Genomic DNA, 24,578 nt, shown 5'->3' with positions numbered 1-24,578 from the left:
TGGGCGTGCCGACGCGCGGGCGTCGCCATGACCGGCGAAGTCCGAGCGGGCGGACACCGGGCCGCGAGTCGGGTCGCAGCAGGCCGGGTGTCCGTGGCGTGCGGCGCCATCGTAGTGGCGAATGCGGCCGGCGTGCATCCCGGTGCTTTCCGCGGTGGCGGGGCCGGTCGCTTACGTGGCAGCACGGGTGGCGCACAGCGGCTATGCTCGCTTGTTTGCGCCCCGGCGGCCGCCGGGCGCGCTGCTGTCGCGGGCCCGGCCCGCCGTCGTCTCCGTTGCGCATGTCCCGATCCTCTCCTCTCAACGCCCACGCCGACCGCAAGGCCGGCGACGTCTCCCCTTCTCCCGCCGGCCCGAGCAGCCCCTTGTGGGCCTGGTTGCGCGCGCTGTGGCCGGCGCCATTGGCGATCGACACCGCCGAGCGGCTGCGGGTGGTGTGTGGCGCCGGCCTCGGCATCGCGATCACCGCGTGGCTCGGGCTGCTGCTGCAGTCCGGCGCCACGCCGGGCCCCTGGCTGGTCGCGCCCCTCGGGGCCACCGCGGTGCTCGTGTTCGGGGTGCCCAACAGCCCGATGGCGCAGCCGTGGCCGGTGGTCGGCGGCACCGCCCTGTCGGCCTTGGTCGGGGTGGTTTGCGCGCGCTGGGTCGCCGCGCCACTGCTGGCACTGTCGCTGGCGGTGGCGCTGGCCATCGCGCTGATGCTGGCGACCCGCTCGCTGCACCCGCCCGGCGGCGCGGCGGCCCTGACGGCGGTGCTGGCCGGCCAGACGGACTTCCGCTTCGTGCTGTTTCCGGTGCTGCTCAATGCGCTCGTGCTGGCCCTCGCGGGCGTTTTCTACAACCGCGCCACCGGGCGCCGTTATCCGCACCCGCAGCTGGTGCCGAAGGCGGCGGGCGGCGCCGAGAAAAGCTGGGTGTCGGAAGGCGACCTGAACGCGGTGCTGGCCCGCTACAACCAGGTGCTCGACGTCAGCCGCGACGATCTGCAGGCGCTGATCGAGCAGGCGGAGTTGCACGCCTATCGGCGCAAGCTGGCCGACATCCGCTGCGCCGACATCATGTCGCGGGACCTGGTGACGGCGGAATACGGCACGCCTCTACAGGACGCGTGGGCGCTGCTGAGGCAGCACCGCATCAAGGCCTTGCCGGTGGTCGACCGCGCCTTCCGCGTGATCGGCATCGTGACGCTGGCCGACTTCATGCGCGAAGCCGACCTCGACCTGCACGAAGGCTTCGACCGCAAGCTGCGCGCGCTGATCCGCTGGAGCCGCACGGTGCACAGCAACAAGCCGGAAGTGGTCGGCCAGATCATGAGCCGCACGGTGCGTGTCGCCAGCGCCGAGCGCCACATCGTCGACCTGGTGCCGCTGTTCTCGGACACCGGCCACCACCACATTCCCATCCTCGGCGACAAGGAAAAACTGGTGGGCATCATCACCCAGTCCGACCTGGTGCGCGCGCTGTGCCGCGCGGGGGATGCGGCGTGACACGCCGGGTGTGGCCGGCAGGGCGTCGGGCCCGAAGCTGAGGAATTGTTCGCAGGTGCAGGAGGGCGGCCTCGGCTATCCTGCTGCCCGGCAACCTGCAGCAGACGTCGGATCGCGACGGCGCGACGGGCTGCCGCATCCATTCGTGTTTTGTGCCCGTGCCCGCCATGGCAACCAACGTCCACCGCACCGTTCAACTGTGGCGCGTCGTGTTCATCGAAGATCGCGTCTACCGTATCCGTCCATCGGCTGCCGGCCCCTGGCATCCTGACAAGGGCCACGCCGAACGCTGGATGCACTGGTTTGCGCAACTCGGGTTCAAGGTCTCGCTCGAGAGCAACCAGCGCTGACACGGGCGGCGGCCCGCGCCGCCGCCCCTTCGAGCGCCCCGACGTGCGGGGCGCCCGGCCCGACTCAGGCCTTCCCGCCTTGCGGCAGCGCCTGACGCGCGGCACGCCGCCGTGACCACGCCACCACACCGGCCAGGCCGAGGCCCATCAGTGCGTAGGTCTCGGGTTCCGGCACCGGTGCGGCGGCGATTTCGACGATGCTGAGGTCGACGTAGGTGTCGCCGTAGACGAGGCTCCAGCCGTAGCGGCTCTGGTCGAGGTTGGTCACCAGCTCGCCGAAGGTGCCGGTCACGCCGCCCGCTGCGTCGACAAGGCGGTAAGTGCCCGCCGCCGCATCGCCTGCGCCGAATTCCGCCACCAGCACACCGCCGTTCAGCGCCAGCTCACCGTCCAGCAGGAAGCGGTCGAATCGGTCGAGGCCGCCGATGTCCACGTCGAGCCGCGCGCCGTCGCTCAAGGACAGCCGGCTGCCGAACAGCTCTGCGGTCCCGATCGCGCCTTCCAGCCCTGCGCCGAGCAGCCCGCCGCTGAACCAGAAGTCCCTGGCGTGCATTTCGCCGGCGACCCAGGTCTGCCCGGAGTTCCCCTGCGTGTAGCCATAGGTCACCTCCAGCACGCTGCCCAGCCCCACCTCGATCCGCCCGTCGTTGTCGAGGCTGGCGTCGACCTTCAGCTGCGCGCCCTCGAGCACACTCAGTTGGCCCTTGTTGTGCTCCAGGGTCTGCAACGCATCGACCTCCTCGCCCAACCAGACGGTGGCGATGCGGGCGTTCGCGCCCTTGAGCACCAGGCTGCCGGAGTTGACGTGGATGCCGGGCCGCCATTGCGCATTGCCCGAGACCGATGGGTCGAAGTGCAGCACGATCGTGCCACGATCGGCCTCGAGGGTGCCACCGGTCAGCTCGGTCTGGTTCGGCGCGGGGTGGCCGGGCGAGTGCTTGATCTGCGCCAGCGGGCCGTGGACGACGATGCGGCCGTTCACGGCGGCGAGTGTGCCCTGGTTGTCGAGCGCCTTGACGAAGGTCAGCGTGCCGTTCTCGACCCGCACCGTGCCCTTGTTCACGAACGCGCTGTCCATCATGGTGCGACCGGCGCTCGTTTTCAGGTAGGTGCCGTCATTGTGGAAACCGCCGTCGAGCGCGATACGCTGGACACTGTTCGCGCGCACGGCCGCCTGGTCGCGGAACACCCCGGTCGAGGCGACGCGGATGGACCCCGGCCCGGTGATATCGGCGCCGCCTTCCCACGTGGTGCGGCCGCCGAAGGTGAAGTTGCTCGTCAACCGCTTGTCATACTCGTAGTTGATCGCGCCGTCCGGCCCCTCGACTTCCCGGACCGCACCGCCGCTCAGGCGCGCGTCGCCGTTGACCGTGACGCCGCCACCGGCGTGCAGGAGACCCTGGGCCCAGTCCAGTGACGCCAGCACCAACTTGCCACCGACCGAGACCGAGCTGTGCTCGTTGGGCCCGCCTTCCCATTCGCGCCACAAGTCGACCCGCAGCGCGCCGAAGCTCTGGTCGCCCTCGAGCCGCAGATAACCACCGTCCAGCACTTCGACCCGGCCGCTGCCGGTGATGGTCGTGCCCGCGGCGAACCTGGCGCCATTGCCGCTGAACACCACCACACCGTCGTTCTGGATGCCACGGCCGGCGAAGCTGTCGAAGTGGTAGGCACCGCCCCACGGGTCCTCGCCCCATTCGCCCTTGAAGTTGAGCCGCCCGCCCTGGTCGACGATCCACTCGCCAGTACTCTGGAGGTTGCTGCTGATCCACGTGTCCAGCGCGAACTCGCCACCGTCTCGCACCCGCACCGTGCCGCTGTTGGACGCCGAGTTGAAACGCTCGAGGTACACCGACATGCGCGTGCCGGAGCCGATGTCGACCACCCCGGCGTTGCGCCACGAACCGTCGGCCGGGCTCAGGCTGAAGCCCACGCTGCCCTGCTGCAGCAGGAACTGGCCGTTGTTGAGGAAGGAGGCGCCGCCCACGCCGTCGAAGCTCGTATGCCCCCGCCCGGTCTTGACGTATTTGCCATCGTTGACGAAGCCGCCGGTGATACCGAAGTCGTGCTGGGCGGTGTCGGCATGGTCGACGAACTCGCCCGAGGCGCCAACCCGCACGTCCCCATAGCCGTTGAACGACGACTTGCCGTCCAGCCAGTCGGTGCGGCCATTGAGCTGGATCTGGTTGCCGTTGCCGAACCAGAGCGAGCCGCTCAACTTGGCGGCGCGCTGCACCGTCAGGCTGGGGCTGCGATTGCCGGACGCCTGGTCCTGGTCCTCGAACGCGCCACCGCTCCAGTTCAAGGTCTGCACGGTCAGAGAACCGGCGCCGCGCAATTCACCGCCGCGGAAATCGAGGTGCCCCAAGGTCGAGCCCTCACCGTGCAGCCGCAACAAGCCGCCGGTGAGCGCGAGGGTGCCGGTGCCGCTCAGCACGCCGACGTCGTAGCTGCCGCTGCGCAGTTCGGTGTTGTAGGCCCCCAGGCCGGTCTTGCCGGCCGGCAAGGTCGGCGCGCCCGCCGACCAGTTGGCGCCCAGGTCCCAGTAGGGCTGGGCAGGGCCGGCGCCGCCGGTCCAGACCGTGTCGGCCGCGATCACCGGGCTGACGAAACAAGCGGCCTGCACCGCCAATGCAACGGCCGTGCGGCTGCACGACCAACGGGCGCCCTTCGCCATCGCGCCCTGCCTTCTCGCCATGCGGCGCCGACCGGCGCTCACAAAGCTGCTCGAGTTCATGATTTCTCTCCTGGATGTTTGTGTGGACTGCGGCACCTTCGCCGCGGCGCGAGCATCTCAAAAGAGAAGTGAAGTTATGAAAGGTCTGTGCAAATACATGTAAATCGTTTCGCCCCTCCCAGGCCGGCTGCGGCCGGGCGCGATGGTCGGCGTCTCGGCGGCGCGACAGCGGCTACGGGATCCCGTAGCCGCTGTCGGCGCTGTTCAGCTCACAGCAGCCGCACCAGTTCCGCGCGCAGCTGTCGCAGTGCCTTCGTGCCCGCCGCATCGGCTCGCAAGAAGGAAAAGTCCGCGAAATCGAAACCCGGCCCGACCGTGGCGCCGGCATAGGCATAAGGCCCCAACGGCTCGGCCGCCTGCCACCAGCCGGCGGGCACGACGTGGCGCGGGGCGCGCCTCGCTGTCGCCGCGGTCAGTTCGACCGCTTCGATCCGGTCCCCTGTCGGCGACATCAGCCACAACCGCAACGGCCCGCCTTCGAGCAGATGCCACACCTCGTCCGACAGCACGCGATGCCAGGCGCTGAACTGGCCCTGCGTCAGCAGGAAGTCGATCGTCGTCAGGGCCGACCGGGCCGCACGGCCATCGCCGGGCATGACCTCACGCTCGGAGCGGAACACCTCCCGGTAGTGCCCGCCTTCGGGATGCGGCTGCAGTTGCAACGCTTGGATCAGCTCGGCGGCGCGCTCGTGGCGGCCTGTGGGGGTGGCGGAGGTGGACATGAATGGATGCGATGACGAAGGCGTGAAGCTGAGCCGATTGTGTGCAACACCCCCGGCCCTGTCACGTCTCGGCCAACGGGCCACCGGTCTCAGGCCGTAAGCGATTCTCGTAACCCCGGCCGAGCAAATTCCGACCGGGGTACGCCGGCCCCGGTCGCACACTGGCGGCCGATGTATTCCGCGGCGACCGAACTTCGATCGGCGCCACCCCCCACGTCGCCGCCCACCGTCGGGTGCCGACCGACCCGCCCTCACCTCCCACTCCCGCATACACCCGATGAACGCACCTCACGCTGCCGAAGCCGCTGCCGTGCAACAGGCTGCCGAGCAACACGCCACCCCGTTCGACGCAGCTGCCGCCTGGTCGGCCGTCGCCCGGGCCCAGGCCCTGGTCGAGTTCGACCTGCAAGGCACCATCCTGGCCGCCAACGAAAACTTCCTGCAGAGCGTCGGCTACCCGCTCGATGAACTGCTGGGCCGCTCGCACCGACTGCTGTGCGACGACGCCTTCGCTCGCAGCGAGGCCTATCAGCGCTTCTGGCAAAAGCTGGGGCGCGGCGAAGCGGACACCGGCGAGTACCCGCACCTCGCCAAGAACGGTCGCGAGGTATGGCTGCAGGCCACCTACAGCCCGGTGCTGGATAACGCCGGCCGGCCCTGCAAGGTGGTGATGCTGGCCACCGACGTGACCGTCAACAAGCTGCTGACCGCCGAACTGCGCGGCAAGCTCGACGCGCTGGAGCGCTCGGTCGCCATCGCCGAGTTCAACCTCGCCGGCAACGTGATCGCCGCCAACGACCGTTTCCTGTCGCTGCTGGGCTACGGCCTGCGCGAGGTGGTCGGGCAGCATCACGGCATGCTGTGCCCGAGCGCCTACGTCACGTCGCGCGCCTATGCCGACCTGTGGAGCAAGCTGGGGCGCGGCGAGTCCGACACGGGCCGCCATGCCGCCAAGGCCAAGCACGGCCATGAGGTCTGGCTGCAGACCACCTACAGCCCGGTGCTCGGCACCGACGGCAAGCCGACCAAGGTGGTGTTGTTCGCCACCGATGTGACCGCCGCCGTCGAGCAGGAGCTGCGGCAGCGCGAACGTTTTGCCGCGCTGACGGCGCCGCTGGCCCGGCTGCTCGCCTCCATCGGCGACATCGCCACGGTCAGCCGCGACGCCGGTGCCGCGGTGCAGGGCAGCCTGACGGAAGCCGAAGTGGGCTCGCGCACGCTGGCGCAATCGATCGACGCCATCGCGCAGATCGAGAAGTCGTCGGACGAGATGGGCGAGATCGTGCGGTTGATCGGCGACATCGCCAGCCAGACCCATCTGCTCGCCTTCACCGCCGCACTCGAGTCGGTGCGCGCCGGCCAACACGCACCCGGATTCACGGGCGTTGCCGAGGAACTGCGCAAGCTGGCCGAGCGGTCGTCGTTGGCGGCCAGCCAGAGCAGCCGCTTGATCATCGAGTCGGTCAAGCGCGTCGCACCGTGCACCGAGGCGTCGAAGCAGGCCACCGGCGCATTCCGCCGCATTGCCGACGACATCGAGACCACCAGCCGCTCGCTGGCGGCGCTCGACCAGGCCGCGAGCGGCCAGCAGCAACTGGCCGAACAGGTGGCGACGCTGCTGCGCGAACTCGGGCTCGCACCGGCGCACGCGCCGGCCGAGTCGGCGCGCGGCTGACGCCGCAGGGGCGGCCGGGCCTATACACTGTCGCGCCAGCACCACTACCGCTGCGCGCCGTGTTCGACCGCCTCACCATCCTGTCTCAATACCTGTTGCCCAAGCAGGCGCTGACCGCTTTTGCCGGGCGTGTCGCGTCGGCCGAGGCCGGCGCGCTGACACGCGTGCTGATCGAACGGTTCGTGCGGCGCTACGGCGTCAACATGAGCGAGGCTGCCAACCCCGACCCCGGCAGCTACCGCAGCTTCAACGAGTTCTTCACGCGGCCCTTGAAGCCGGGGGCGCGGCCGATCGCCGCCGCCGATCTGGTGTGCCCGGTCGACGGTGCGCTGAGCCAGTTCGGCGCCATCGAGCGCGATCGCATCTTCCAGGCCAAGGGCCACCACTACACGACGCAGGCGCTGGTCGGCGGCGATGCGACGCTGGCCGGCTTGTTCGAGAACGGCAGTTTCGCCACCCTCTACCTCAGCCCGCGCGACTACCACCGCATCCACATGCCGTGCGACGGCACGCTGCAACGCATGATCTATGTGCCGGGCGACTTGTTCTCGGTCAATCCGGCCACGGCGCGCGGCGTGCCGGGCCTGTTCGCCCGCAACGAGCGGGTGGTGTGCGTGTTCGACGGCCCGCGCGGCCCCTTCGTGCTGGTCCTGGTCGGTGCCACCATCGTGGGCAGCATGGCCACGGTCTGGCACGGCGTGGTCAACCCGCCGCGCGTCGGGCAGGTGCGCGAGTGGACCTATCGCGACCGGCCGGTGCACCTGAAGCAAGGCGAGGAGATGGGCCGCTTCCTGCTCGGCTCCACGGTCGTGATGCTGTTTCCGGGCGCACCACTGCGCTTCAATCCGACCTGGGCACCGGAAGCGCCGGTCCACCTCGGGGAAGCGATGGCGGCCTGGGGCGGCTGAACAGCACTGCCGCCCCAGTAGCGCTCAGCGCCGGCGCAGCGCGTCGAGCAGCGCCTGTGCGGCCGGCTCAGACGAGGCCGGGTTCTGCCCGGTGATCAACTGCCCGGCCGTCACCACATGCGGCTGCCAGTCGGCCGCCGCCTTCGAATAGCGGCCGCCTTGTTGCTTGAGCATGTCCTCGACCAGAAACGGCACGACGGCACTCAGGCCGACCGCCTCTTCCTCGCTGTTGGCAAAGCCGGTGACGGCCTTGCCCTGCACCAGCGGGGTGCCATCGGGCGCCCTGACATGGCGCAAGGCGCCCGGCGCATGGCACACCAGCGCGAGCGGTTTGCCGGCGGCGTGGACGGCTTCGAGCAAGGCGATCGAGGTGCGGTCCTCGGACAGGTCCCACAGCGGGCCGTGCCCACCGGGATAGAAAACGGCGTCGTAGGCATCCGCCGAGATCGAAGCCAGCCGTTGGGTACTGGCCAGCGCGCGCTGCGCCTCAGGGTCGTCCTTGAAGCGCCTGGTCGCTTCGGTCTGCGCATCCGGCGCATCGCTCTTGGGATCGAGCGGCGGTTGGCCGCCGGCCGGTGACGCGAGCGTGATATCCGCGCCCGCGTCCCGGAACACGTAGTACGGCGCCGCGTACTCCTCGAGCCAGAACCCGGTGGGCTTGCCGGTCTCGCCCAATCGGTCGTGGGATGTCAACACCATCAAGATCTTCATGGCACCTCGCTGAGTTTGTGTTGGGTCGGTTGGCGGCCAGGCGAACGCCGGCCGAGCAGTGCACACCATAGCGCCGGCCCGCGGGAGGTGCCGCGCCCGCGCCTGTAGCCCCAGGCCCCAAGAGGGCGCATTCAGGGCGACTTCCGGCCCTCACAACATTTGTTTGCACGGCGGGCATCCCATCTGCAGGCTCTGCGACAACCCCCTTTGCTTCGAGGAGCCTCACATGTCGTTTCGGTTCTCGCGTGGCGCCGGGTCCGGCCTGGCGTCTCATTTGCCGAAAGCTGCCGCGGTCGCGGCAGGTTTGGCCGCATGCGCCCTGTTGGTGCGCTACAAGGTCTGGCGGGCCGAGCGCACCTACACCCCGCGCGGGCGCTTCATCGAGGTACAAGGTTCACACCTGCACTATCTCGAGTACGGCTCCGGGGCACCGCTGGTGCTGCTGCACGGCAACGGCAGCATGGCCGAAGAATTCGACATCAGCGGGCTGGTATCGCTGTTGGCGCGCCGCTGGCGGGTGCTGGTCTTCGACCGCCCCGGCTACGGGTCGAGCGAGCCCGCCGTCGAAGGACGCTGGCGGCCCGAAACACAGGCAGCGCTGTTGCACGCCGCCTTGCAACGCCTGGGCGTCGCCCGCCCGGTGGTGCTCGGACACTCCTGGGGCACGCTGGTGGCGTTGCACCTGGCGCTCCAACACCCCGAGCACGTCGGCGCCCTGGTGCTCGCGTCCGGCTACTACTACCCGACGCTGCGCGCCGATGTGCCGCTGCTGGCGGCCCCGGCCCTGCCGGTGCTCGGCCAGCTGATGCGCCACACGGTGTCGCCATTGATCAGCCGCCTCGCCTGGCCGGGCGTGCTCAAGCGCGTGTTCGGCCCGGCCCCGGTGACCACCGCGTTCCGCAAGCGCTTCCCGGTCTGGATGACCCTGCGGCCGGCGCAGCTGCTCGCCAGTTCGACCGAAAGTGCCTTGTTGATCCCGTCGGCTTTCAGACTGCGCCGCCGCTACGCGAACATCACGACACCCACCGTCATCATCGCCGGCAGCGACGACCGACTGGTCGACACTGCGTGGCAGTCGGAACGCCTGCACCGCGATCTGCCGCACAGCGAACTGCGTTTGCTGCCAGGGGTCGGCCACATGGTGCACCACACCGCGCCGGTGGCGGTGGCCGAGGCCGTCGAGCGCGCGTTCGCCTTGTCGGAAGTGCAAACACCGAGGCTGTCGCCTCAACCACCGAATACCACCCGGGTTTCCCCGATCGGCGCCTGACAGACGTCACAGGCCTACCCTCCCGTTCTCGTCGCTATGCTGAGGACAGGACAAAGAAGGAGGGTGCCGTGGACACGACGCAACAACGCTTTTCGACGCTGCTGGCGATCGCGGCCAGGGTGGCCCGCGACCCGGACGCCACCGAATCGGCCCGGCTGCTGGCGCGCTCCATCCTGAGTGATCAGCACCTGGACACCGGCTCAAGGCCGAAGTCGACGGGGCGCGGTTTGGGCGAGACCTCAGAGCGCCTCGAACCCGCCGCCGCCCGCAGCCACGAGGGCGGCCGGCGCCCCACCTGACCCGCGCACCGGGTCCCACGCAGCCTGCCCACGCTGGGCCTGCGTCCCCAGCCAGTTCCGCTCGGCCGCGACGTCACTCGCGGCGGTCGTGTTCGGACAGCCAACCGTGCAGCGTGGCCGACAAATCCCCACCGGGCCGGCGCACCAGGCCCCGGTAGGCGAAACGCGCCGTCTCGACCACCGTGTCCAGCGGCGTTTCGCACCCGCCGAGCAGCCAGGTGGTGGCCACGTGGACATGAAAACCGACCAGGCCGGCCGCCAGCAGACCGGCATCCAGGTGACTGTCGCTCGTCGCCACCTCGCTGTGCTGCACGAGATGTCCCACCAGCCCTGCGTAGTCTTGCAGGGCCGCGGCGCACTGCTGCAGCACGGCCTCGTTGATGCTCAACGCGTCGAGCAACACGATACGCGCGCGCCGGGGGTCTTCGCGGATGTACTCGAAGAAGAGCCGCAAGGCGGCATCGGTGGCCTGCAAGGGCGCATCGGCGGCATGCCGGGCGATCGCCGCCACGGTACGCCGTTTCAGATCGCCCAGCACCTCGGCATAGACCGCGGCGAACAGCCGGTCCATACCTTCGAAGGATTCGTAGAAATAGCGCTCGGTCAAATGCGCGACAGCGCACACCTCGCGCACCGTGGCGGCGTGGTAGCCGCGGGCTCCGAACACACTCACACCCGCCTCGACCAGCCGCTGACGGCGCAACTGGCGGCGCCGTTCAGCGGAAACGCCCAGATAGTGGCGCCCGGGCGACGAAGCATCGGCAGCGGTGGGTGCGGTCAAGATCCGGCTCGCAACAGCCCGGAGTGACCCGCCAGCCGACCCGCCGGGCACCCGGGCCGCGTGCAACCGCGCAACGAAAGTGCGCGAACTCCGATTATGGCTACCCCTCTTGTTGACATTGTTTGTTGTCAACAAGAGACTGCACTCGTGTACGCCGCCGTACCAAATCGGTCGGCGTCAGGTTTCGGTCCGAGGAGACATATGCCCCAGACGCAGCACCTCCGGCAGCGCCGTCATGTTGTTATAGACACGGCGGCCGCCCACGGTGGCACAAGCTGCGCGGCGACCGAGCGGGAGCTGGGCGTCCACCGCGCCCAGCCCCCTTCATCTTTGCCCTCGTCACGCGGTGGCCCGCCGCCACGGGCCGTGTCGCCCGGCAGCGCGCGGCCGCCAGCGTGACACGTCGCCCCGCGCGCCGCACGCCCGAGCCTCGATGAAATCCTTCCACGACAAGGTCGCCGCCATCACCGGCGCAGCGTCGGGCATGGGACGAGCCCTCGCGCTCGAACTCGCCCGGCGCGGCTGCCATCTCGCGTTGAGCGACATCGACACCCAGGGCCTGCAAGAGACGGCCGCGCTGGCCGCCCAACAGGGCCTGCGCGTCACGCAGGCGCGGCTGGACACCGCGCAGCGGGACGCCGTGTTCGCGTGGGCCGACCAGGTGGTCCTCGAGCATGGGCGAGTCAACCTGGTCTTCAACAATGCCGGCGTCGCTCTGGCGAGCCCGCTCGAAGCGGTCTCCCCCGAGGATTTCGCGTGGATCATGGACATCAACTTCTGGGGGGTGGTGTGGGGCACGCAGGCCTTTTTGCCCCACTTGAGGGCGTCGGGCGAAGGCCACGTCGTCAACACCTCGAGCCTGTTCGGCCTGCTCAGTGTCCCGGGGCAGGGCCCCTACAACGCCAGCAAGTTCGCCGTGCGCGGCTACACCGAAGCCTTGCGCATGGAGCTCGAGATCAGCGGCGCGCCGGTCAGTGCCACTTGTGTGCATCCCGGTGGCATTCGCACCAACATTGCAAAGGCCAGCCGGATCGACCCGCGCATCCACTTGCTCACCGGGCTCGACCCGGAGGTGGCGCGCCGCCGCTTCGACCGCCTGCTCGACACCACCTCGGCGCCGGCCGCCGCGCGGCAGATCCTGCGGGCGGTCGAGAAAAACCGGCGCCGCGTGCTGGTCGGCCCCGACGCGAAGTGGCTCGACCTGCTGGTGCGTCTGGTCGCCAGCGGCTACCAGCCGATCATGACCTCGCTGTCGCGTCGCCTCGTGCGCACGGGCGAGCGCGGTCTGCAGGCGGGCAAGCAACAGGGCTGAGGTCGGCGGGATGCGGTGCGGGCCGCCCCGCACGGTCGTCGAAGGTTCACCCCGGCGCGTCGTTGCGTGCACGGCTGCTTCACGTCCTGCATCGTCATGCACCGCTCACAACCGGTGGCGAACTCAGGACGGCGTGCCTTTGCGTGGTGTCCGCGGCTCGCGTGGCCTGAGCGAGCGCAACGACAAAGCCGCGCGACAGCTGCGGCAGAGCTCGTGAACAAGGCAAGCACAAACTACAACAGTGCAAGTCCTGCCGCAGAGACGCGCATGCGTGTGGCGAATGTGGTGTGTGCAGGTTGGACGAGCGTGCGCAGGCCTACTGCAAGAAGGGATCCGGGTCCGGGTCCTGCCCCTCTTCGGCCGCCGCATAGGGGTCGCAATCGGGCGGTGCGCCACGCCAGCATTTCGGGCATCGGGTGCTGTCCTCCGCCGTGGAAGCCAGGGTATGGCCGCATTCGAGCACGACAACCTTGCTGCCGGGCAGTTCGTCGAGCGGCCTCAGGGTCGCGACCACCTTGCGGAGGGGGAAGGATTTGGATGCGCGGGTCGTCATGGCCGGCTACTGCAGTGGCGTAGGTTCAACGAGCGGCAAACGTCGTGCCCTCGCAACGGCCGCAACCGCCGCCACCGGCCCCTGCATTCACGGCGTTTGTGGCCCTGCCCGCACGCTGCCCGACCTTGCCGCGCACGGCCGGGCGCGGGCAGCGGTCACAGCTTGGGAATGCGCAGCGTCTTGCTGATCATCAAGGTGCCCGACAGCGCGAACAGCAAGGACAAGGGGTGCAGTTCGGACGGGCCGATGGGCCAGGCGCCGCCCCACAGGGTGGCCTCGACACGGCCTTGCCACGCGCAATAGGCCAGCACGCCGCTCAGCACGACGCTGGTCGGAATCGGCGTGCCCTCGAAGTACGCCACCTTGGCCGCACCGGCCGACAAGCTCTCGGCGGTGACGTTGTAGCGCGCCAGGCGGCTGACACCGCAGCAGACGAAGTAGACCAGCACGGCGATGTCCCAACCGCCGCGCAGGCCGGCCGCATAACCCAGTGCGGCCGGCGCGACGCCGAAGGACACGATGTCGGCCAGCGAGTCCAGTTCACGCCCCAGCACCGACTGCGCCTGCCGCCAGCGCGCCACCCGCCCGTCGAGCACATCGAACAACAGCGCCGCGGGTGCCATGGTGGCCGCGAGCAGGAAATCGGACAGCCGGTGGCTGCCCATGAAATTCATCGCGAAAAAAACCGACAACGTGCCGCAAGCCGCATTGCCGAGCGTGAGGAAGTCCGCCAGGTGAAAGCCGCGGATCATCGAAAAGTGTTTGCGGGGAGAGTGGTTGGGCTGCATCTTTCTTCTGCTGGGTTGCATTCACGGGGGTGCACACGATGAAACACTGCACCTGGGCCTGGTCCGGCCCAGGCACTTGGCATGCCAGCCGGAGGCCGGCAGCGTGCCGCAGCCGTGGTTGTACCCCACTCGCGCCCCCGCCCGCCCGGGCTGCACGCCCTGGTCCTCACGCTCCGGCCACCGCGCCGCCGCGTGGTGGGCAGTGAAGGATGTCAGGTCATCACGGAATCGGAACACTTCTTGCGTTCCGGGCCCCACGAGGGCGCTTCACGGCCCGGGCCGGTGCAGAACCGACACCGCCGGACCCGCCCTTGTGTTGACATCCTGCACCCGGGCGCGCCCGGTGTGGCGGGGGCCGCCGGCGTCGCCGCCGCGCTGACAAGGAGGTCCGGCCCCGTCCGACACGCAGGCCCGAAACTGCAGCGGCTCATCGATGTCCTACGCGTATGAAGACCACCTGGTACTCCCCACCCAACGCGCGTGATCTGACCTACGAGATCCGCCACGACGATCAGACGCTGGCCGTGTTCCTCAACGGCAGCCTGGTGCAGACCGCCTACTTCGAGACCGACGGTCTCGCCGCTGCCGCGCCCGAGGCCATCCTCGATGTCGGCAAGCAGATGGTCCGGGAGCGACATCCTTTGCCGCAGCCGTCCCGGAACTGGGCTCCGCCCCCCGGCCTGCGCGATCGCTGACCGCAAGTCGTCAGACCGGAGGTGCCGGCCCTCCGAACATCCGCACGGCGCTCATGCACGCCCCTCGCCGGAGAGCCGGAGCAGGTAGGCGTCGTGCTGCACCAGAAATGCGTGCAGGCGTTGCGCATAGTCGGGCGCTACGGCGCCTTGCACGCTCGGCCGTTGCGCCAAGGCGCGGCGCCACCGCTGTACCTTGGGCCGTTCGGCGAAGACACCGGTGTCCGTCAAAGCATCGAACACGTCGAAGTAGCGGAAGATGGGCGCGAACACGGCGTCGACCAGGCGAAACGCCTCACCGTCGAAGTAAGGCCCCTCGCCCAGCGCCGCCTCCAGCGTCGAGAATTTCGCGGCCATCGTATGGCAGGCCGCATCATGGGCGCCAGCCGAGGTGGCCGTTTCGAGGTGCCAGACATCGCGCAGCACCGCCGAACCGAACTCCATCCAGGCCCGATGCCGGGCCCGCTCGAGCGGGTCGGCGGGGTGCAGCGCCGCACCGCCGCCGGTCTCCTCGATGTACTCGCAGATCGCGGCACTCTCGAACAGCACCGCCTCTTCCCGGCCCGGGCGCAGCACGCGCAGCAAGGGCACCTTGCCCAACGGCGACAGGGCCTGGAACCACTCGGGACGACGTTCGAGATCGATGGTGACGCGCTCGAAGGGGATGCCTTTTTCCGCCAGCGCAATGGCCGCCCGTTGCACATAGGGGCACAACGCATGGCTGACGAGGATGAGGCGCTGATCGGTGTTCGCCGCGTCGGGCTTGGGGTGGGACATCACGTTCACGCTCCTTCAAAAGGTCGCGGCCAGCTGGGCCGCTTCCCGCTCGGCCGCGGCAAGCGCCGCACCCAGCGCCGCGTCGACATGGTCGGCAGGGTGATGCCGACGGTACAACTCGAGAAACGTGTGTGCCACGCGGGCCGAGTGCGAACGTGCGCCGCGGGGCGAAGACTGAACATGAAGCAAGCGGGCCATCGAGGACTCCTGTGGGGGTGACGATGGCCGCACTCTATGATTGCGAGGACGCATCCAAAATAGGCGCCATCGCAACCGATGAATGCAAGAACGCAAGACCGGCGAGGCCTGCCGGCGCACCGGCTCAGCGCCGCCGACGTCGAGGTGGTGCTCGCGGTGGTACGCGGCGGCACGTTGGCCGAAGCCGGCACCCGGCTCGGCGTCGACACCTCGACCGTGTTCCGTGCGGTGCAGCGACTCGAGAAAGACCTGGGCCAACGCCTGTTCGAGCGATCGCGCTCGGGCTACCGCCCCACTGAACCCGCCTTGGCACTGGCTCGCCATGGCGAACGCATCGAGGCCGAACTCGAGGCCGCACGCCACGTCGCCCAGCTCGAGCCCGGCGCGGTGACCGGCCAGGTTCGCATCGCCACCACCGACACGGTGCTGCATGGCCTGGTGCTGCCGGCGCTCGCAGATCTGGCGGCCGCCCATCCCGGCCTGAGCTTCGAACTCAGCGCGAGCAACGAACTGGTGAGCCTGACCAAGCGCGACGCCGACATTGCGGTGCGTGCCACCAAGCGCCCGCCCGAGCACCTGGTGGGCAAACAAGTGGGCCTTTTGCAGGTGGCGTTGTTTGCGCCGCGCCACTTGCGCGCGCGCAGCCTCGAGGCCGTGCTCGCCGCCGGCACGCCGTGGATCGCACCCGACGATGCCCTGCCCGAACACCCCTCCGTGCGCTGGCGCCGACAGCACTGCCCCAAACTGCAGCCGCGCTTCAAGGTCAACAGCATCCTGGCCGTGCTGGAAGCGGTCGGCGCGGGGCTGGGGGTGGGCATCGTGCCCTTGTTTCTTGCCGCAGGCCGGCGCGAGGTGCGGCAGATTTCGGAACCGCTCGAGGACGCACAGACTTCGCTGTGGGTGCTCACTCACCCGGAATCGCGGCACTTACGGCGCGTCTCGACCGTGTTCTCTCACCTGTGCGCGGCGCTCTGGCCGGCGTGAAGCGCAGCCATCCCGATCCTTCAACAGTTCTGTTTTTCCGCAACCAAGTTGCTGAAAATTCAAGTTTTTAATTAGGCTGGAATCCCGTAGATTCGCAGGGTGCGAAAACACCACAAGGAGAACTCCGTGAAGTCATTCATCGTCGCCCTTTCGATGGCGGTTGCCGGCGTCGGCTTTGTTGCCGTGCCGCTCGATGCGGAGGCGAAGCGAATTGGCGGCGGCAAGAGCGTCGGCATGCAGCGCCAAGCGCCCTCCAAGCCGGCCGACACGTCGTCCCAGACCCCTGCGCAGCCTGCCAACGCAGCCCCGACGGCGGGCGCTGCAGCACCCGCGGCAGCCGGGGTCGCCGCCGCTGCGGGCAAGCGCTCGTGGCTGGGCCCGATCGCCGGCCTCGCCGCCGGTCTGGGCATTGCCGCATTGATGAGCCATCTCGGCCTCGGCGAAGGATTCGGCAACATGCTGACGATGCTGTTGATGGCGGCCGCCGCCTTCTTCGTGATCCGCTGGTTGCTGCGTCGCTTTGCAGGTGGCCAGCAGCGCCCCGCCGGGGGTCTGCAGTATGCAGGGGCAGCGGCCACGGCCGGGCACGGCACGGCATCACCTCAGCCGTTCGCGCAGCAGCAGCCGCAGCACCAACAGTTGAAGGCCAGCCTGGCGAAACCGTCTGCCGATCTGGGCGCCGGCGGCCTGCCGCCCACCGGCGGTGCCTTCCCGGCCGGCTTCGACGTGCAAGGCTTCGAGCGGGTGGCCAAGATGCTGTTCATCCGTCTGCAGGCCGCCAACGATGCCGGCCAGCTGGACGACCTGCGCAAGTTCACGACGCCCGAGATGTTCGCAGCCGTGCGGCTGGACCTGCAGGAGCGTGGTCAAGCGGCCCAGCAGACCGACGTGGTGCAACTCGACGCCGAGGTACTGGACAGCGCGCAGCAGAACGGCGATTGGGTGGTGTCGGTGCGCTTCAAGGGCTTGATCCGCGAGCAGGCGGAGGCCACCGCGGAACCGTTCGACGAGCTGTGGCACTTCGTGCGCCCGGCCGACGAGAGCCGCGACTGGGCCATCGCCGGCATCACGCAGAACCTGTGATGGGCTGACGGTTCCATCAGAACGGGCGCAAGGCCGGCGGCCAACGCCGCCCGCCGCACCGAAGAGAACGCCCTGCAATCGCAGGGCGTTTTTCTTTGATCACGCTGGAGAGGAAGACGGCACCCAAGAGACGGCCTCGCTCGCTTGGGCCCGCGGAGGCTGTCCAAACCTGCGCCACGCGCCCCGCGGTCGCGGGGGTCGGGCACAGCGGCGGGAGCATACGCTGCAAGGGAAGAGTCGTCCGCAGATGCAGCCTCACCGGGAGACGTGCGTCGCGGATGGCTGGCACCAGGAGGTCCTATGTGTCCGTTCAGATGGTGGGGAGGTGTGGCCGGTCTGCTCGCTGGGGCCGCGGAGGCTCTGGCGGTTCCCATTCATCTGCCCGACGACCCTCCGATCGGCTATATGCAGTACCACGCGCTCCCTGGCACGACATGGGAAGCCCAGCCCGGTCTCAAGGGTGAGGTGCTGGAAGACGAAACCGGAACGATCTCGTACGTGTATTGCCCGCCGGGAACGCATGGCAGTGAGCCGTGCTACTCGGTGACGGGCTCGGCGCAGTCGCTCGTGGTGCGCTCCTTCGCGGACCGGAGCATCGACTTCTACTGGCGCTTCCAGGTCGACGTTCTCCCGCCCCCTGGGGCACCGGCGGGCGGCGGGGAAGCTGCATACGACGTGTCCATCCGCGGTGTCTACCGTCGAGGCTTTACATACGACGCCAACACGTTGACGGATGTCCCCGGGACGCCGATCAACGGCATTACCGTCATCGGCAACGTTGGCGAATGGGGTCATCACTACTGGGGCGACATTCTGATCTTTGCCCATCCGCACGTGGGCAAGGGCTGGTCGGCGGTGTTCATGTTGGACACCGATGCAAAGGCCTATGGCAGAGTCGCAGGGGTCACCTTCGACTCGGAGATCTCCGATCGTCAGCGCGGCGACAACGTCGTCTGGACCTTCGCGCCCGTCATACCGGAGCCCAACACAGCGGCTCTATGTCTCGCCGGCCTGGCCATGCTCATGGTGGGCTTGCGTCACAAGCGCCGGCGCGCCTCGTGGTTGCAGAGCGCGGCGATATCGCCACCGGCATCGTGTCTGTCAGCCGCCCGCCCTCTGTGCGGCGTCTGAGCAGCCCGACCAGAAGGGCGAGGCCGCCGCCGAGCAGGGCGGCTGACCCCGGCTCGGGAATGGCATGGGCGCCGACGATGCTCACGAGACCGTAGAAGTTCTCGTCCCACAGCATCTTGCCTTCGTCGTCCATCGCCCAGTTCTGGATCTGGTACTGACCTCCGATGTACTCACCGAGTTGCCCGCTCACCAGTTGCCAGACATGGTTTGACGTCACCGGGAGCAGGTCAGCGGTTAGAAACTCCAGCGACATCGCGCGTCCATAGCCATGGCTGTAGCCGTCGCCGCGTCTGGAGACGGCAGTGCCGTGGTGGAGCCTGGTGAGGAAGTCGGCATTCATCTGGCCTTGAGTGACCCAGGTGCTGCCGTTCTCGCTAGCGGCGAGCAAGTCCCAACGAGAGCTGTCCGGAAGGCCCAGGCGATAGGCCAAGGTATCAGGCTCGGGCGGCAAGACGGTGTTCTCGAAGGTGACGGAAAGAAAGGCGGGCGGCTCGCCCAGCTCCGTCGACACGTAAAAGCCATTGTGGAGCCAGTAGCGGTGGGTCCACTCCACTTTGTAGTCGACCTGCACGGGGGCGGCGATGGCGGGTAGCGCCGCGATGGCGGCGGCAACGAAGACACCCCACCGCGCCCAGCTCGCCCTCGGCACACCGACGGGGGGCTGCACGAAGGACGCCAACAATGGCTGCCCGGTTTTCATCGCTGCGACAGGAGGATCGGGTTCAGGGTCGGCGCTTCACGAGGCGTTGCTATCGCTCGCACCGGTGCCCTCGTCATCGTTATCGGATCCGCCGGGAGGCGGCTCCTCGAAACAGATAGGCGGTTCAAGCCCCGACCGCGCAGATGAGGTGTAGGTTCCGTCCAAGCCGCCGGCCTGGACGGCGCCGAGTGCCATGAGGAGTTGGGCTCCCAGAAGAGCTTTCACGAAGACGCATTGCATGGTGGCCCCCATCGTGTGGTGTGTGAGAAACGCGAGGTTGCGACAACTCCCCGCGATCCGACGATCCCATCACACTGGCCGCATCTCGACTTGCTGTCACGGGACGCCACAACTCTAGGCCGGCATCGTCGTGCCATCCCCCCACAACCACGGGGCACCGTCGAGGGGGCCGAGTGAGAGCGCAGCTGAAGGCGCGACGCGGGTCGGCTGCACGGCACACGCACACGTTGGCTCCCCTTTCCCAACCCCCGGCTACTTCAGCTGTGACCGCGGTGCCGCCGGCAGCGGCTGCCCCCCCAGCCCGGCCGCGAAGCTGAGCGGCCCCACCGCGTCCTGCTGCCCCACGCCCGGCTTGCTCCAGTCGCACACGCCCGACCCGAACACCGATTGCAGCCGGGTCCACTGCGCCGCAGAGAAGGTGCCCGCCGGGTAGTCGGCCTGCACCAGCGGCTTCAGCTGGCATTTCAGGATGTTCTCGCTCAAGGGCCCGCCCGCCACCTGCCGCGGTGAGGACGACGGCTTGAGGAAGGGATCGGTGTCGCACACCGCGAAGTCGTACACCTTGGTGGTGGGCGAGGCGGTCAGCAAACAGTAGTCGACCGCTTCCGCCGGCTTGGCGGCGACGACCTTCTGCTCGAGTGCGCGGTCGCTTCGGTCGGCCTTGAGTGCCGTGAGCCACTTGTCCATCGTCAGGAAGGCATCGCCGGCCATCGGCGGCAGCCCGTAGCTGCCGGTGCCGAAGCGCCACATCACCTGGTTGGCGTGGCCGCCGGCCTCGCGGTCGAGGCGCTCCCGGATCGAGAAGCTGCGCCACACATAGTGGATCGGGATGACGGTGGCCGTCGTCGCACCGGGCGGCACGATGAGGCCCGAATCATCCCAGCCGCGCATGTCGATCACCGGGTGGCGGGCCAGTTGCTTGCCGCTCAGCACGATGCCGCTGCGATAGGCGATGTCGAGGGCCTGCGGGTCGGCCACCGAGCGCGTCGCCTGCAGGTTGGCATCCTTGTCGACGCCGCCGACGATCTCGTTGAGCGTCACGAACTCCTCGGCCGTCAGCACGCCCGACAGCAGCGCCTTCAAGCCGTACTGCACGCCGGTGTTGTCGCGCGTGTCGTAGGCGCGGCCGGTCGCCGCCGGCTTGCCCCAGACCGAGGCGGCCCAGTCCCAGGCACTGCAGCGCGCGCCACCCGGGTTGGCGACCGGGTCGTAGACCTGGTTCGCCGGCAGCTGGCAGTTGTTGACCGGCGCCCCGGGTGCGGCCAGGGTGCCGTCGGGGCTCACCACCACACGCTGCACGTAGTTGCCCACCTTGCCGTTGCTGCCGAAGGCGTTGTACCAGCCATGGCAGCCGCTCTGGTCCGGGTGGCCGTTGATGGCGGCCTTCTTGGCGTTGACCTGGGCGGCACTGAGCCCGCCCGCGGCCATCAGGTCGAGCCATTGCGGCTTCTGGTAGGCCTCCACCAGCACCACACAATCGTTCACCTCGAGCGTGGTGGTCTCGGAGTCCGGATAGGCGCACGCGATCGTGAAGCCGTCGAGCTGGCCGGGCGCGATCGAGGCGTTCATGTTGGCGTTGATCGAGCCGCCCGAGCAGCCGGTGCCCATCGTGTAGGCGATCGGGCCGTAGCGGTCGGCGATGTGCTCCTTCATCATCATCACGGTCTCGGCCATCAACACGCGGTTGGAGTTGGTGGCGGAGTCGGTCATGCTGTTCATCACCACCATGTGGCCACGTTGCAGCGCGTTGTCGTTCGCGGCACTGGTCCATTGCGCTTGCGGCCGCACCTGTCGCCGCGGCTGGCCGGTGCTGGAGCCGAACTGGTAGTACAGCTTGCCGTTCCACTGCGGCTGCGGCGTGTCGGCGCTCCACGGCCGGGCCGGGTCGAACAGCACCGCGATGTCATAGATGCCGCGGTTCAGCGTGCCCCGCTCCACCCGCACCACATAGGGCACCGTCACGCCATGGTCGGTGGTGGTGCTCGCCAGGTCGGCGGGGGCCGGTGCCGCCGGGTCATAGGGCTTGAAGCACAGGTTGGGCTGCGGCGACGGTTGGGCCGGCGGGGTGGCCGCGCCATAGGGCACCGTCGCGTGCGGGTCGGGCAAGGTGGGCGAACAGCCCGGTGTGGTGGTGCGGTAGTAGAGCTTGGTCTCGGTGGCGATCTCGCAATTGGCGTCAGCTGTCCCGCTCAATCCGCTCGGCTGGGTGGCGGGGCGGTCTGCCGTGGCGCCTTGCGGTGTCGGCGTGGCGCAGACGAAGGGACGGATGGGCTCGCCGGAGTAGACCGGGCCGCTGCGGCGGTGGTTGGTGATCGTCAGGGTGGCGCTGCGCTGTCCCTCGAGTGTGGCGGTCACGACGTTCGCACCCTCGGCCAGCCCGGTCAGCACGCCGGTGACCCGGCCATCCGCTCGTACGGCAAAGCGGTCGCTGACGTCGCGGCCCCCCACGTCGACTTTCAGTCCGGTGGCGGCTGCGCCCTGCGGCAACACCACTTCGGCATGCACGTCGCCGCCGCTGATCAGGTCGGCCCGGTTCGACAAGGTGTGGATCTCCAGGGCCTGTGGTTCGGCGTCGCGGCGCGTGCTGCCGCTGCCGCCGCAAGCGGCCAGGGCCGCGACGGCGGTGCAGGTCAGCAGCCGCCGCGCCAATGGGAAAACCGGGTGATGGGGGTGTCGCATCGCATCCTCTCCTCTGTAGGAGGCGGCATCTTTCGTCCGAACCCGGCCCGCCGGCTTGTACGCAGTCGTCACCGTGGTGACCGTTGCGGGAAAGTCCCAGCGCAGCCGTCCACAGTGCAGAACACCGCGCCCTGCCTCGCCGCCCCTGTGCCACCTGCAGTGCAGACCCGATGTGGTGCCCAAGACCACGAGGCGGTGTTATCCCTGCGGCGTCCGCAACCCAGCACGCCTACGATGGCACGCCCGGCCATGCCGGTCCTCACCCACCGCACCGGACATGTCCCGCCAGCATCCCCCGTTCGATCCGCTCGCCGTGGCCGGCCTGCCGGCCTTCGGCGCCTTGGCCCACCGGATGCGGGACCACGCCTATGCGCTGGGCCTGAACGGTTTCATCTACACCGCCCCCTGGGTGTTGACGCGCAACACGCGGCGCTACAGCGCAACGCTGTTGCTGTCGGCCAGCGGTGAAAACTTCGAGGTGGGCTGCGAGGGTGTCGTGCTGCGCGCCGCAGCGGCCTGGGTGCCGGCGATGGTGCCGCGCGACCTGCGTGCCCTCGATGTGGCGCTGGTCAGCGTCAACGTCGCGCCCCACCACCCGCACTACGCCCGTTTGCAACGGGCCGGCCTGACCCGACCGGTGGCGCTGGACCGCTCGGCCTTCGCAAGCTGGGATGCGGACCTGTGGACGGCCTACCGAGGCGAATGCGGCACCGCGGCCGCCCACACCTTGTTCGAGGCCCTGGTGGCCAGCGCCGCTCAGCAGCTGACAGGGCATGCCGAGGTCGACGCGCGCAGCCGCCGCATCCTCGGCCTGCTCGGCGACCAGCCCGATTGCAGCTTGCCGACGCTCGCGACCCGGCTCGGCCTGTCCTACGACCGCACCTCGCATCTGGTGCGCTCGGCGCTCGGGCTGCCACTGAAGAGTTATGCGCACTGGCGCAAGATGATGCACGCCTGGGACGCGATGCAATCGGGCCTCAACCTGACGCAATCGGCCCAGGCCGGCGGCTTTGCCGACTCGGCGCACTTGTCGCGCAGCTGGGCGCGGGCGATGGGCATGCCGCCGTCCTACCTGCGCGACCGCACCAAGGTGTGGGTATCGCGGTGAGCCAAGGCGGCACCGGGCGTGGGGTGACGAGCGTTTTCTCTACACTGGCCGCTGCCCCGGCTCGCACAGGAACCCCACCATGTCGCTACTGATCGTCCGCCACGGCGAAACCCAACTCAACGTGGCCCGCACGCTGCAGCCAGCCGACACGCCGTTGAGCCCGCGCGGCCGTGCCCAGGCGCGCGCGGTGGGCGAGCGTTTGCGTGAACTGGGTGTGGCCCAGATCCTCAGCAGCGATCTTCCGCGCGCCTTGCAGACGGCCGAGGCCATCGCGGCGGCCACCGGGGCACCGATCGAGACCACACCCTTGCTGCAGGAACGCAATTACGGCGACTGGCGCGGGCGCCGCTATGACGAACTCGGCCTCGACCCGCTGGTGATGGAAGAAGCCCCGCCCGGCGGCGAGTCGGGCCCGGCGTTCCGCCAGCGGGTCGCGCTGGCCTTCGCACGGGCCGTGCAACTGGGCGCGCCGCTCGACGGCCACCTCGCGGTGGTCACGCACGGCCTGGTGATCCGCGCCATGGCCGGTCAACACCTGCGCTTGCCGACCGACCGCCCGACCGTGCTGCGCTTCGACAACACCTCGCTGACGACCGTCTCGTGCCACGCGCCGCACGATGTCGAGCTGCTCGATTGCACCCGGCACCTCGAAGGCCTGCCCACACCGGGCGGTGGGCTGTCGGGCGGCTGAGCCGCCGCGCGGTGCGCGCGTCGGCCGCTCAGGCCACGGCGCCCCGCGCCTCGAGATCACGGTCCCGTTCGTCGCGCGCGCCGCGATCCAGCCACCACGCCGCAAAGGCCGCCAGGTCGGCATGCTGCGACTTGACCAGCGCCAGATGCTCGCCGACGTTGGGCGATCCGTTGGGCTCGCGCAGCACGAGCGCGGTGTGGACGTCCTCGGGCACGCCCACCATGTAGGGCAGGTAGTCGTCGACGAAGGCCACCGGCCGCAGCTGCTCGAGCACCTCCGCCTTGGGGCTGCGTTCGGCCGCCGTGTGACCGGTCGCGACCACCCGGTCGATCGGGAAACCGTGGTCGAGCAGGTTGCGCCGGCGCGCCTCGGCATACACCGCCGGCAAGGCTGACACGCACACCAGTTCGTAGCCGGCGCGCTTCAAGGCGTGACAGGCTTCGATGGCGCCCGCCATCGGCGGCACGCTGCCCCAGAACTGCTCGTCGAAACTGTCCCTGAAACGCGCCAGTCGTTCGCCTTCCAGGCGCTCCACCTGCCAGCGGTCCAGCGCCCAATAGGCCTGCGGGTCGCGCTCGGCCGGCAGCACGCCGAAGGCACGCTGCCAGGCCAGCGCGTAGGCGCGGTTGAAGTCGAGCAAAACGCCGTCGGCGTCGAGGGCGATGATGGGTCGATGGTCTTGCATGGACAAGCTGGGCGTCC

General features: G+C 69.1%; 24 protein-coding genes. 13 read left to right on the top strand and 11 right to left on the bottom strand.

Features of this window, described 5'->3' with window-relative positions; all coding sequences use genetic code 11:
- Window positions 1-281: 281 nt before the first annotated feature.
- Complete coding sequence (locus AAW51_RS03735) at window positions 282-1,487, top strand: HPP family protein (protein WP_083438054.1); 1,206 nt, start codon at window positions 282-284, stop codon at window positions 1,485-1,487.
- 167 nt (window positions 1,488-1,654) lie between these two features.
- On the top strand, window positions 1,655-1,837 hold the full coding sequence (locus tag AAW51_RS03730; protein ID WP_047193537.1) for a hypothetical protein: 183 nt from the start codon (window positions 1,655-1,657) through the stop codon (window positions 1,835-1,837).
- Window positions 1,838-1,901: 64 nt separating this feature from the next.
- On the opposite strand, the gene AAW51_RS03725 is transcribed toward AAW51_RS03730, so the two are convergent.
- Complete coding sequence (locus AAW51_RS03725; RefSeq protein WP_083438053.1) at window positions 1,902-4,574, bottom strand: PEP-CTERM sorting domain-containing protein; 2,673 nt, start codon at window positions 4,572-4,574, stop codon at window positions 1,902-1,904.
- Between the two features lie 209 nt (window positions 4,575-4,783).
- The gene (locus AAW51_RS03715; protein ID WP_047193534.1) at window positions 4,784-5,296 is read right to left on the bottom strand and encodes a cupin domain-containing protein; all 513 of its coding nucleotides are present in this window, start codon (window positions 5,294-5,296) and stop codon (window positions 4,784-4,786) included.
- A gap of 277 nt (window positions 5,297-5,573) precedes the next feature.
- On the opposite strand from AAW51_RS03715, the gene AAW51_RS03710 reads away from it, so the two are divergent.
- Entirely contained in the window at window positions 5,574-6,971 is a 1,398-nt protein-coding gene (locus AAW51_RS03710; protein WP_083438052.1) for a methyl-accepting chemotaxis protein, read from the top strand.
- A 59-nt stretch (window positions 6,972-7,030) separates the two neighbouring features.
- A complete protein-coding gene (asd, locus tag AAW51_RS03705) occupies window positions 7,031-7,879 on the top strand; it encodes an archaetidylserine decarboxylase (protein ID WP_047193533.1) in 849 nt (282 codons plus the stop codon).
- Between the two features lie 24 nt (window positions 7,880-7,903).
- On the opposite strand, the gene AAW51_RS03700 is transcribed toward asd, so the two are convergent.
- On the bottom strand, window positions 7,904-8,590 hold the full coding sequence (locus AAW51_RS03700; protein ID WP_047193532.1) for a type 1 glutamine amidotransferase domain-containing protein: 687 nt from the start codon (window positions 8,588-8,590) through the stop codon (window positions 7,904-7,906).
- A 226-nt stretch (window positions 8,591-8,816) separates the two neighbouring features.
- Between AAW51_RS03700 and AAW51_RS03695 the strand changes: the two genes are divergently transcribed.
- The gene (locus AAW51_RS03695) at window positions 8,817-9,860 is read left to right on the top strand and encodes an alpha/beta fold hydrolase (protein ID WP_083438051.1); all 1,044 of its coding nucleotides are present in this window, start codon (window positions 8,817-8,819) and stop codon (window positions 9,858-9,860) included.
- 68 nt (window positions 9,861-9,928) lie between these two features.
- Window positions 9,929-10,159, top strand: a complete 231-nt coding sequence (locus AAW51_RS03690) for a hypothetical protein (protein WP_047193531.1) — start codon at window positions 9,929-9,931, stop codon at window positions 10,157-10,159.
- A 73-nt stretch (window positions 10,160-10,232) separates the two neighbouring features.
- On the opposite strand, the gene AAW51_RS03685 is transcribed toward AAW51_RS03690, so the two are convergent.
- Complete coding sequence (locus AAW51_RS03685) at window positions 10,233-10,940, bottom strand: TetR/AcrR family transcriptional regulator (protein WP_169787979.1); 708 nt, start codon at window positions 10,938-10,940, stop codon at window positions 10,233-10,235.
- Window positions 10,941-11,373: 433 nt separating this feature from the next.
- Between AAW51_RS03685 and AAW51_RS03680 the strand changes: the two genes are divergently transcribed.
- A complete protein-coding gene (locus AAW51_RS03680; protein WP_047193529.1) occupies window positions 11,374-12,252 on the top strand; it encodes an SDR family NAD(P)-dependent oxidoreductase in 879 nt (292 codons plus the stop codon).
- Between the two features lie 316 nt (window positions 12,253-12,568).
- Here the strand turns inward: AAW51_RS03680 and AAW51_RS03675 are convergent, their stop codons facing one another.
- Together AAW51_RS03675 and AAW51_RS03670 are read right to left on the bottom strand one after the other, a co-directional pair.
- Complete coding sequence (locus AAW51_RS03675) at window positions 12,569-12,805, bottom strand: hypothetical protein (protein ID WP_047193528.1); 237 nt, start codon at window positions 12,803-12,805, stop codon at window positions 12,569-12,571.
- Between the two features lie 155 nt (window positions 12,806-12,960).
- Complete coding sequence (locus AAW51_RS03670; protein ID WP_047193527.1) at window positions 12,961-13,593, bottom strand: CDP-alcohol phosphatidyltransferase family protein; 633 nt, start codon at window positions 13,591-13,593, stop codon at window positions 12,961-12,963.
- 446 nt (window positions 13,594-14,039) lie between these two features.
- On the opposite strand from AAW51_RS03670, the gene AAW51_RS03665 reads away from it, so the two are divergent.
- Window positions 14,040-14,288 carry a hypothetical protein gene (locus AAW51_RS03665; RefSeq protein ID WP_047193526.1) on the top strand — a complete coding sequence of 83 codons (249 nt, stop codon included), beginning with the start codon at window positions 14,040-14,042 and terminating at the stop codon, window positions 14,286-14,288.
- A 51-nt stretch (window positions 14,289-14,339) separates the two neighbouring features.
- On the opposite strand, the gene AAW51_RS03660 is transcribed toward AAW51_RS03665, so the two are convergent.
- Window positions 14,340-15,062 (bottom strand): glutathione S-transferase family protein, encoded by a 723-nt coding sequence (locus AAW51_RS03660; RefSeq protein WP_047193525.1) that lies wholly within the window; start codon window positions 15,060-15,062, stop codon window positions 14,340-14,342.
- Between the two features lie 15 nt (window positions 15,063-15,077).
- On the bottom strand, window positions 15,078-15,260 hold the full coding sequence (locus tag AAW51_RS03655; RefSeq protein WP_047193524.1) for an NAD(P)H-dependent oxidoreductase: 183 nt from the start codon (window positions 15,258-15,260) through the stop codon (window positions 15,078-15,080).
- 78 nt (window positions 15,261-15,338) lie between these two features.
- Between AAW51_RS03655 and AAW51_RS03650 the strand changes: the two genes are divergently transcribed.
- From AAW51_RS03650 to AAW51_RS29705, 3 genes are all read left to right on the top strand, one after another.
- Window positions 15,339-16,244, top strand: a complete 906-nt coding sequence (locus tag AAW51_RS03650) for a LysR family transcriptional regulator (RefSeq protein WP_047193523.1) — start codon at window positions 15,339-15,341, stop codon at window positions 16,242-16,244.
- 126 nt (window positions 16,245-16,370) lie between these two features.
- Window positions 16,371-17,327 (top strand): Tim44 domain-containing protein, encoded by a 957-nt coding sequence (locus AAW51_RS03645; protein ID WP_047193522.1) that lies wholly within the window; start codon window positions 16,371-16,373, stop codon window positions 17,325-17,327.
- Between the two features lie 327 nt (window positions 17,328-17,654).
- A complete protein-coding gene (locus AAW51_RS29705; protein ID WP_157359598.1) occupies window positions 17,655-18,458 on the top strand; it encodes a hypothetical protein in 804 nt (267 codons plus the stop codon).
- On the opposite strand, the gene AAW51_RS03640 is transcribed toward AAW51_RS29705, so the two are convergent.
- Window positions 18,349-19,125, bottom strand: a complete 777-nt coding sequence (locus AAW51_RS03640; protein WP_169787978.1) for a PEP-CTERM sorting domain-containing protein — start codon at window positions 19,123-19,125, stop codon at window positions 18,349-18,351. The two genes, AAW51_RS29705 and AAW51_RS03640, sit on opposite strands and share 110 nt — an antisense overlap.
- 525 nt (window positions 19,126-19,650) lie before the next feature.
- Window positions 19,651-22,077, bottom strand: a complete 2,427-nt coding sequence (locus AAW51_RS03635; RefSeq protein ID WP_157359596.1) for a DUF6351 family protein — start codon at window positions 22,075-22,077, stop codon at window positions 19,651-19,653.
- Between the two features lie 277 nt (window positions 22,078-22,354).
- On the opposite strand from AAW51_RS03635, the gene AAW51_RS27810 reads away from it, so the two are divergent.
- Together AAW51_RS27810 and AAW51_RS03625 are read left to right on the top strand one after the other, a co-directional pair.
- A complete protein-coding gene (locus AAW51_RS27810) occupies window positions 22,355-23,185 on the top strand; it encodes an AraC family transcriptional regulator (RefSeq protein ID WP_053013303.1) in 831 nt (276 codons plus the stop codon).
- A gap of 79 nt (window positions 23,186-23,264) precedes the next feature.
- Window positions 23,265-23,876 carry a histidine phosphatase family protein gene (locus AAW51_RS03625; RefSeq protein ID WP_053013302.1) on the top strand — a complete coding sequence of 204 codons (612 nt, stop codon included), beginning with the start codon at window positions 23,265-23,267 and terminating at the stop codon, window positions 23,874-23,876.
- A gap of 28 nt (window positions 23,877-23,904) precedes the next feature.
- Here AAW51_RS03625 and AAW51_RS03620 read toward each other — a convergent pair whose 3' ends face one another.
- Window positions 23,905-24,561 (bottom strand): HAD family hydrolase, encoded by a 657-nt coding sequence (locus tag AAW51_RS03620; protein ID WP_047193520.1) that lies wholly within the window; start codon window positions 24,559-24,561, stop codon window positions 23,905-23,907.
- Window positions 24,562-24,578: the final 17 nt, after the last annotated feature.

Origin of the sequence: Caldimonas brevitalea (genome assembly GCF_001017435.1) — a bacterium.
GTDB lineage: Bacteria > Pseudomonadota > Gammaproteobacteria > Burkholderiales > Burkholderiaceae_C > Caldimonas > Caldimonas brevitalea.
The sequence above is the reverse complement of the archived record's forward strand: the minus strand, read 5'-3'. Positions and strand labels throughout refer to the sequence as shown.

Bases quoted from the DNA above. Each gene is read 5' to 3' on its own strand.
- AAW51_RS03735 (WP_083438054.1), top strand. From the start codon at position 282: ATGTCCCGATCCTCTCCTCTCAACGCCCACGCCGACCGCAAGGCCGGC.
- AAW51_RS03730 (WP_047193537.1), top strand. From the start codon at position 1,655: ATGGCAACCAACGTCCACCGCACCGTTCAACTGTGGCGCGTCGTGTTC.
- AAW51_RS03725 (WP_083438053.1), bottom strand. From the start codon at position 4,574: ATGAACTCGAGCAGCTTTGTGAGCGCCGGTCGGCGCCGCATGGCGAGA.
- AAW51_RS03715 (WP_047193534.1), bottom strand. From the start codon at position 5,296: ATGTCCACCTCCGCCACCCCCACAGGCCGCCACGAGCGCGCCGCCGAG.
- AAW51_RS03710 (WP_083438052.1), top strand. From the start codon at position 5,574: ATGAACGCACCTCACGCTGCCGAAGCCGCTGCCGTGCAACAGGCTGCC.
- AAW51_RS03700 (WP_047193532.1), bottom strand. From the start codon at position 8,590: ATGAAGATCTTGATGGTGTTGACATCCCACGACCGATTGGGCGAGACC.
- AAW51_RS03695 (WP_083438051.1), top strand. From the start codon at position 8,817: ATGTCGTTTCGGTTCTCGCGTGGCGCCGGGTCCGGCCTGGCGTCTCAT.
- AAW51_RS03680 (WP_047193529.1), top strand. From the start codon at position 11,374: ATGAAATCCTTCCACGACAAGGTCGCCGCCATCACCGGCGCAGCGTCG.
- AAW51_RS03675 (WP_047193528.1), bottom strand. From the start codon at position 12,805: ATGACGACCCGCGCATCCAAATCCTTCCCCCTCCGCAAGGTGGTCGCG.
- AAW51_RS03670 (WP_047193527.1), bottom strand. From the start codon at position 13,593: ATGCAGCCCAACCACTCTCCCCGCAAACACTTTTCGATGATCCGCGGC.
- AAW51_RS03665 (WP_047193526.1), top strand. From the start codon at position 14,040: ATGAAGACCACCTGGTACTCCCCACCCAACGCGCGTGATCTGACCTAC.
- AAW51_RS03660 (WP_047193525.1), bottom strand. From the start codon at position 15,062: ATGTCCCACCCCAAGCCCGACGCGGCGAACACCGATCAGCGCCTCATC.
- AAW51_RS03655 (WP_047193524.1), bottom strand. From the start codon at position 15,260: ATGGCCCGCTTGCTTCATGTTCAGTCTTCGCCCCGCGGCGCACGTTCG.
- AAW51_RS03650 (WP_047193523.1), top strand. From the start codon at position 15,339: ATGAATGCAAGAACGCAAGACCGGCGAGGCCTGCCGGCGCACCGGCTC.
- AAW51_RS03635 (WP_157359596.1), bottom strand. From the start codon at position 22,077: ATGCGACACCCCCATCACCCGGTTTTCCCATTGGCGCGGCGGCTGCTG.
- AAW51_RS27810 (WP_053013303.1), top strand. From the start codon at position 22,355: ATGTCCCGCCAGCATCCCCCGTTCGATCCGCTCGCCGTGGCCGGCCTG.
- AAW51_RS03625 (WP_053013302.1), top strand. From the start codon at position 23,265: ATGTCGCTACTGATCGTCCGCCACGGCGAAACCCAACTCAACGTGGCC.
- AAW51_RS03620 (WP_047193520.1), bottom strand. From the start codon at position 24,561: ATGCAAGACCATCGACCCATCATCGCCCTCGACGCCGACGGCGTTTTG.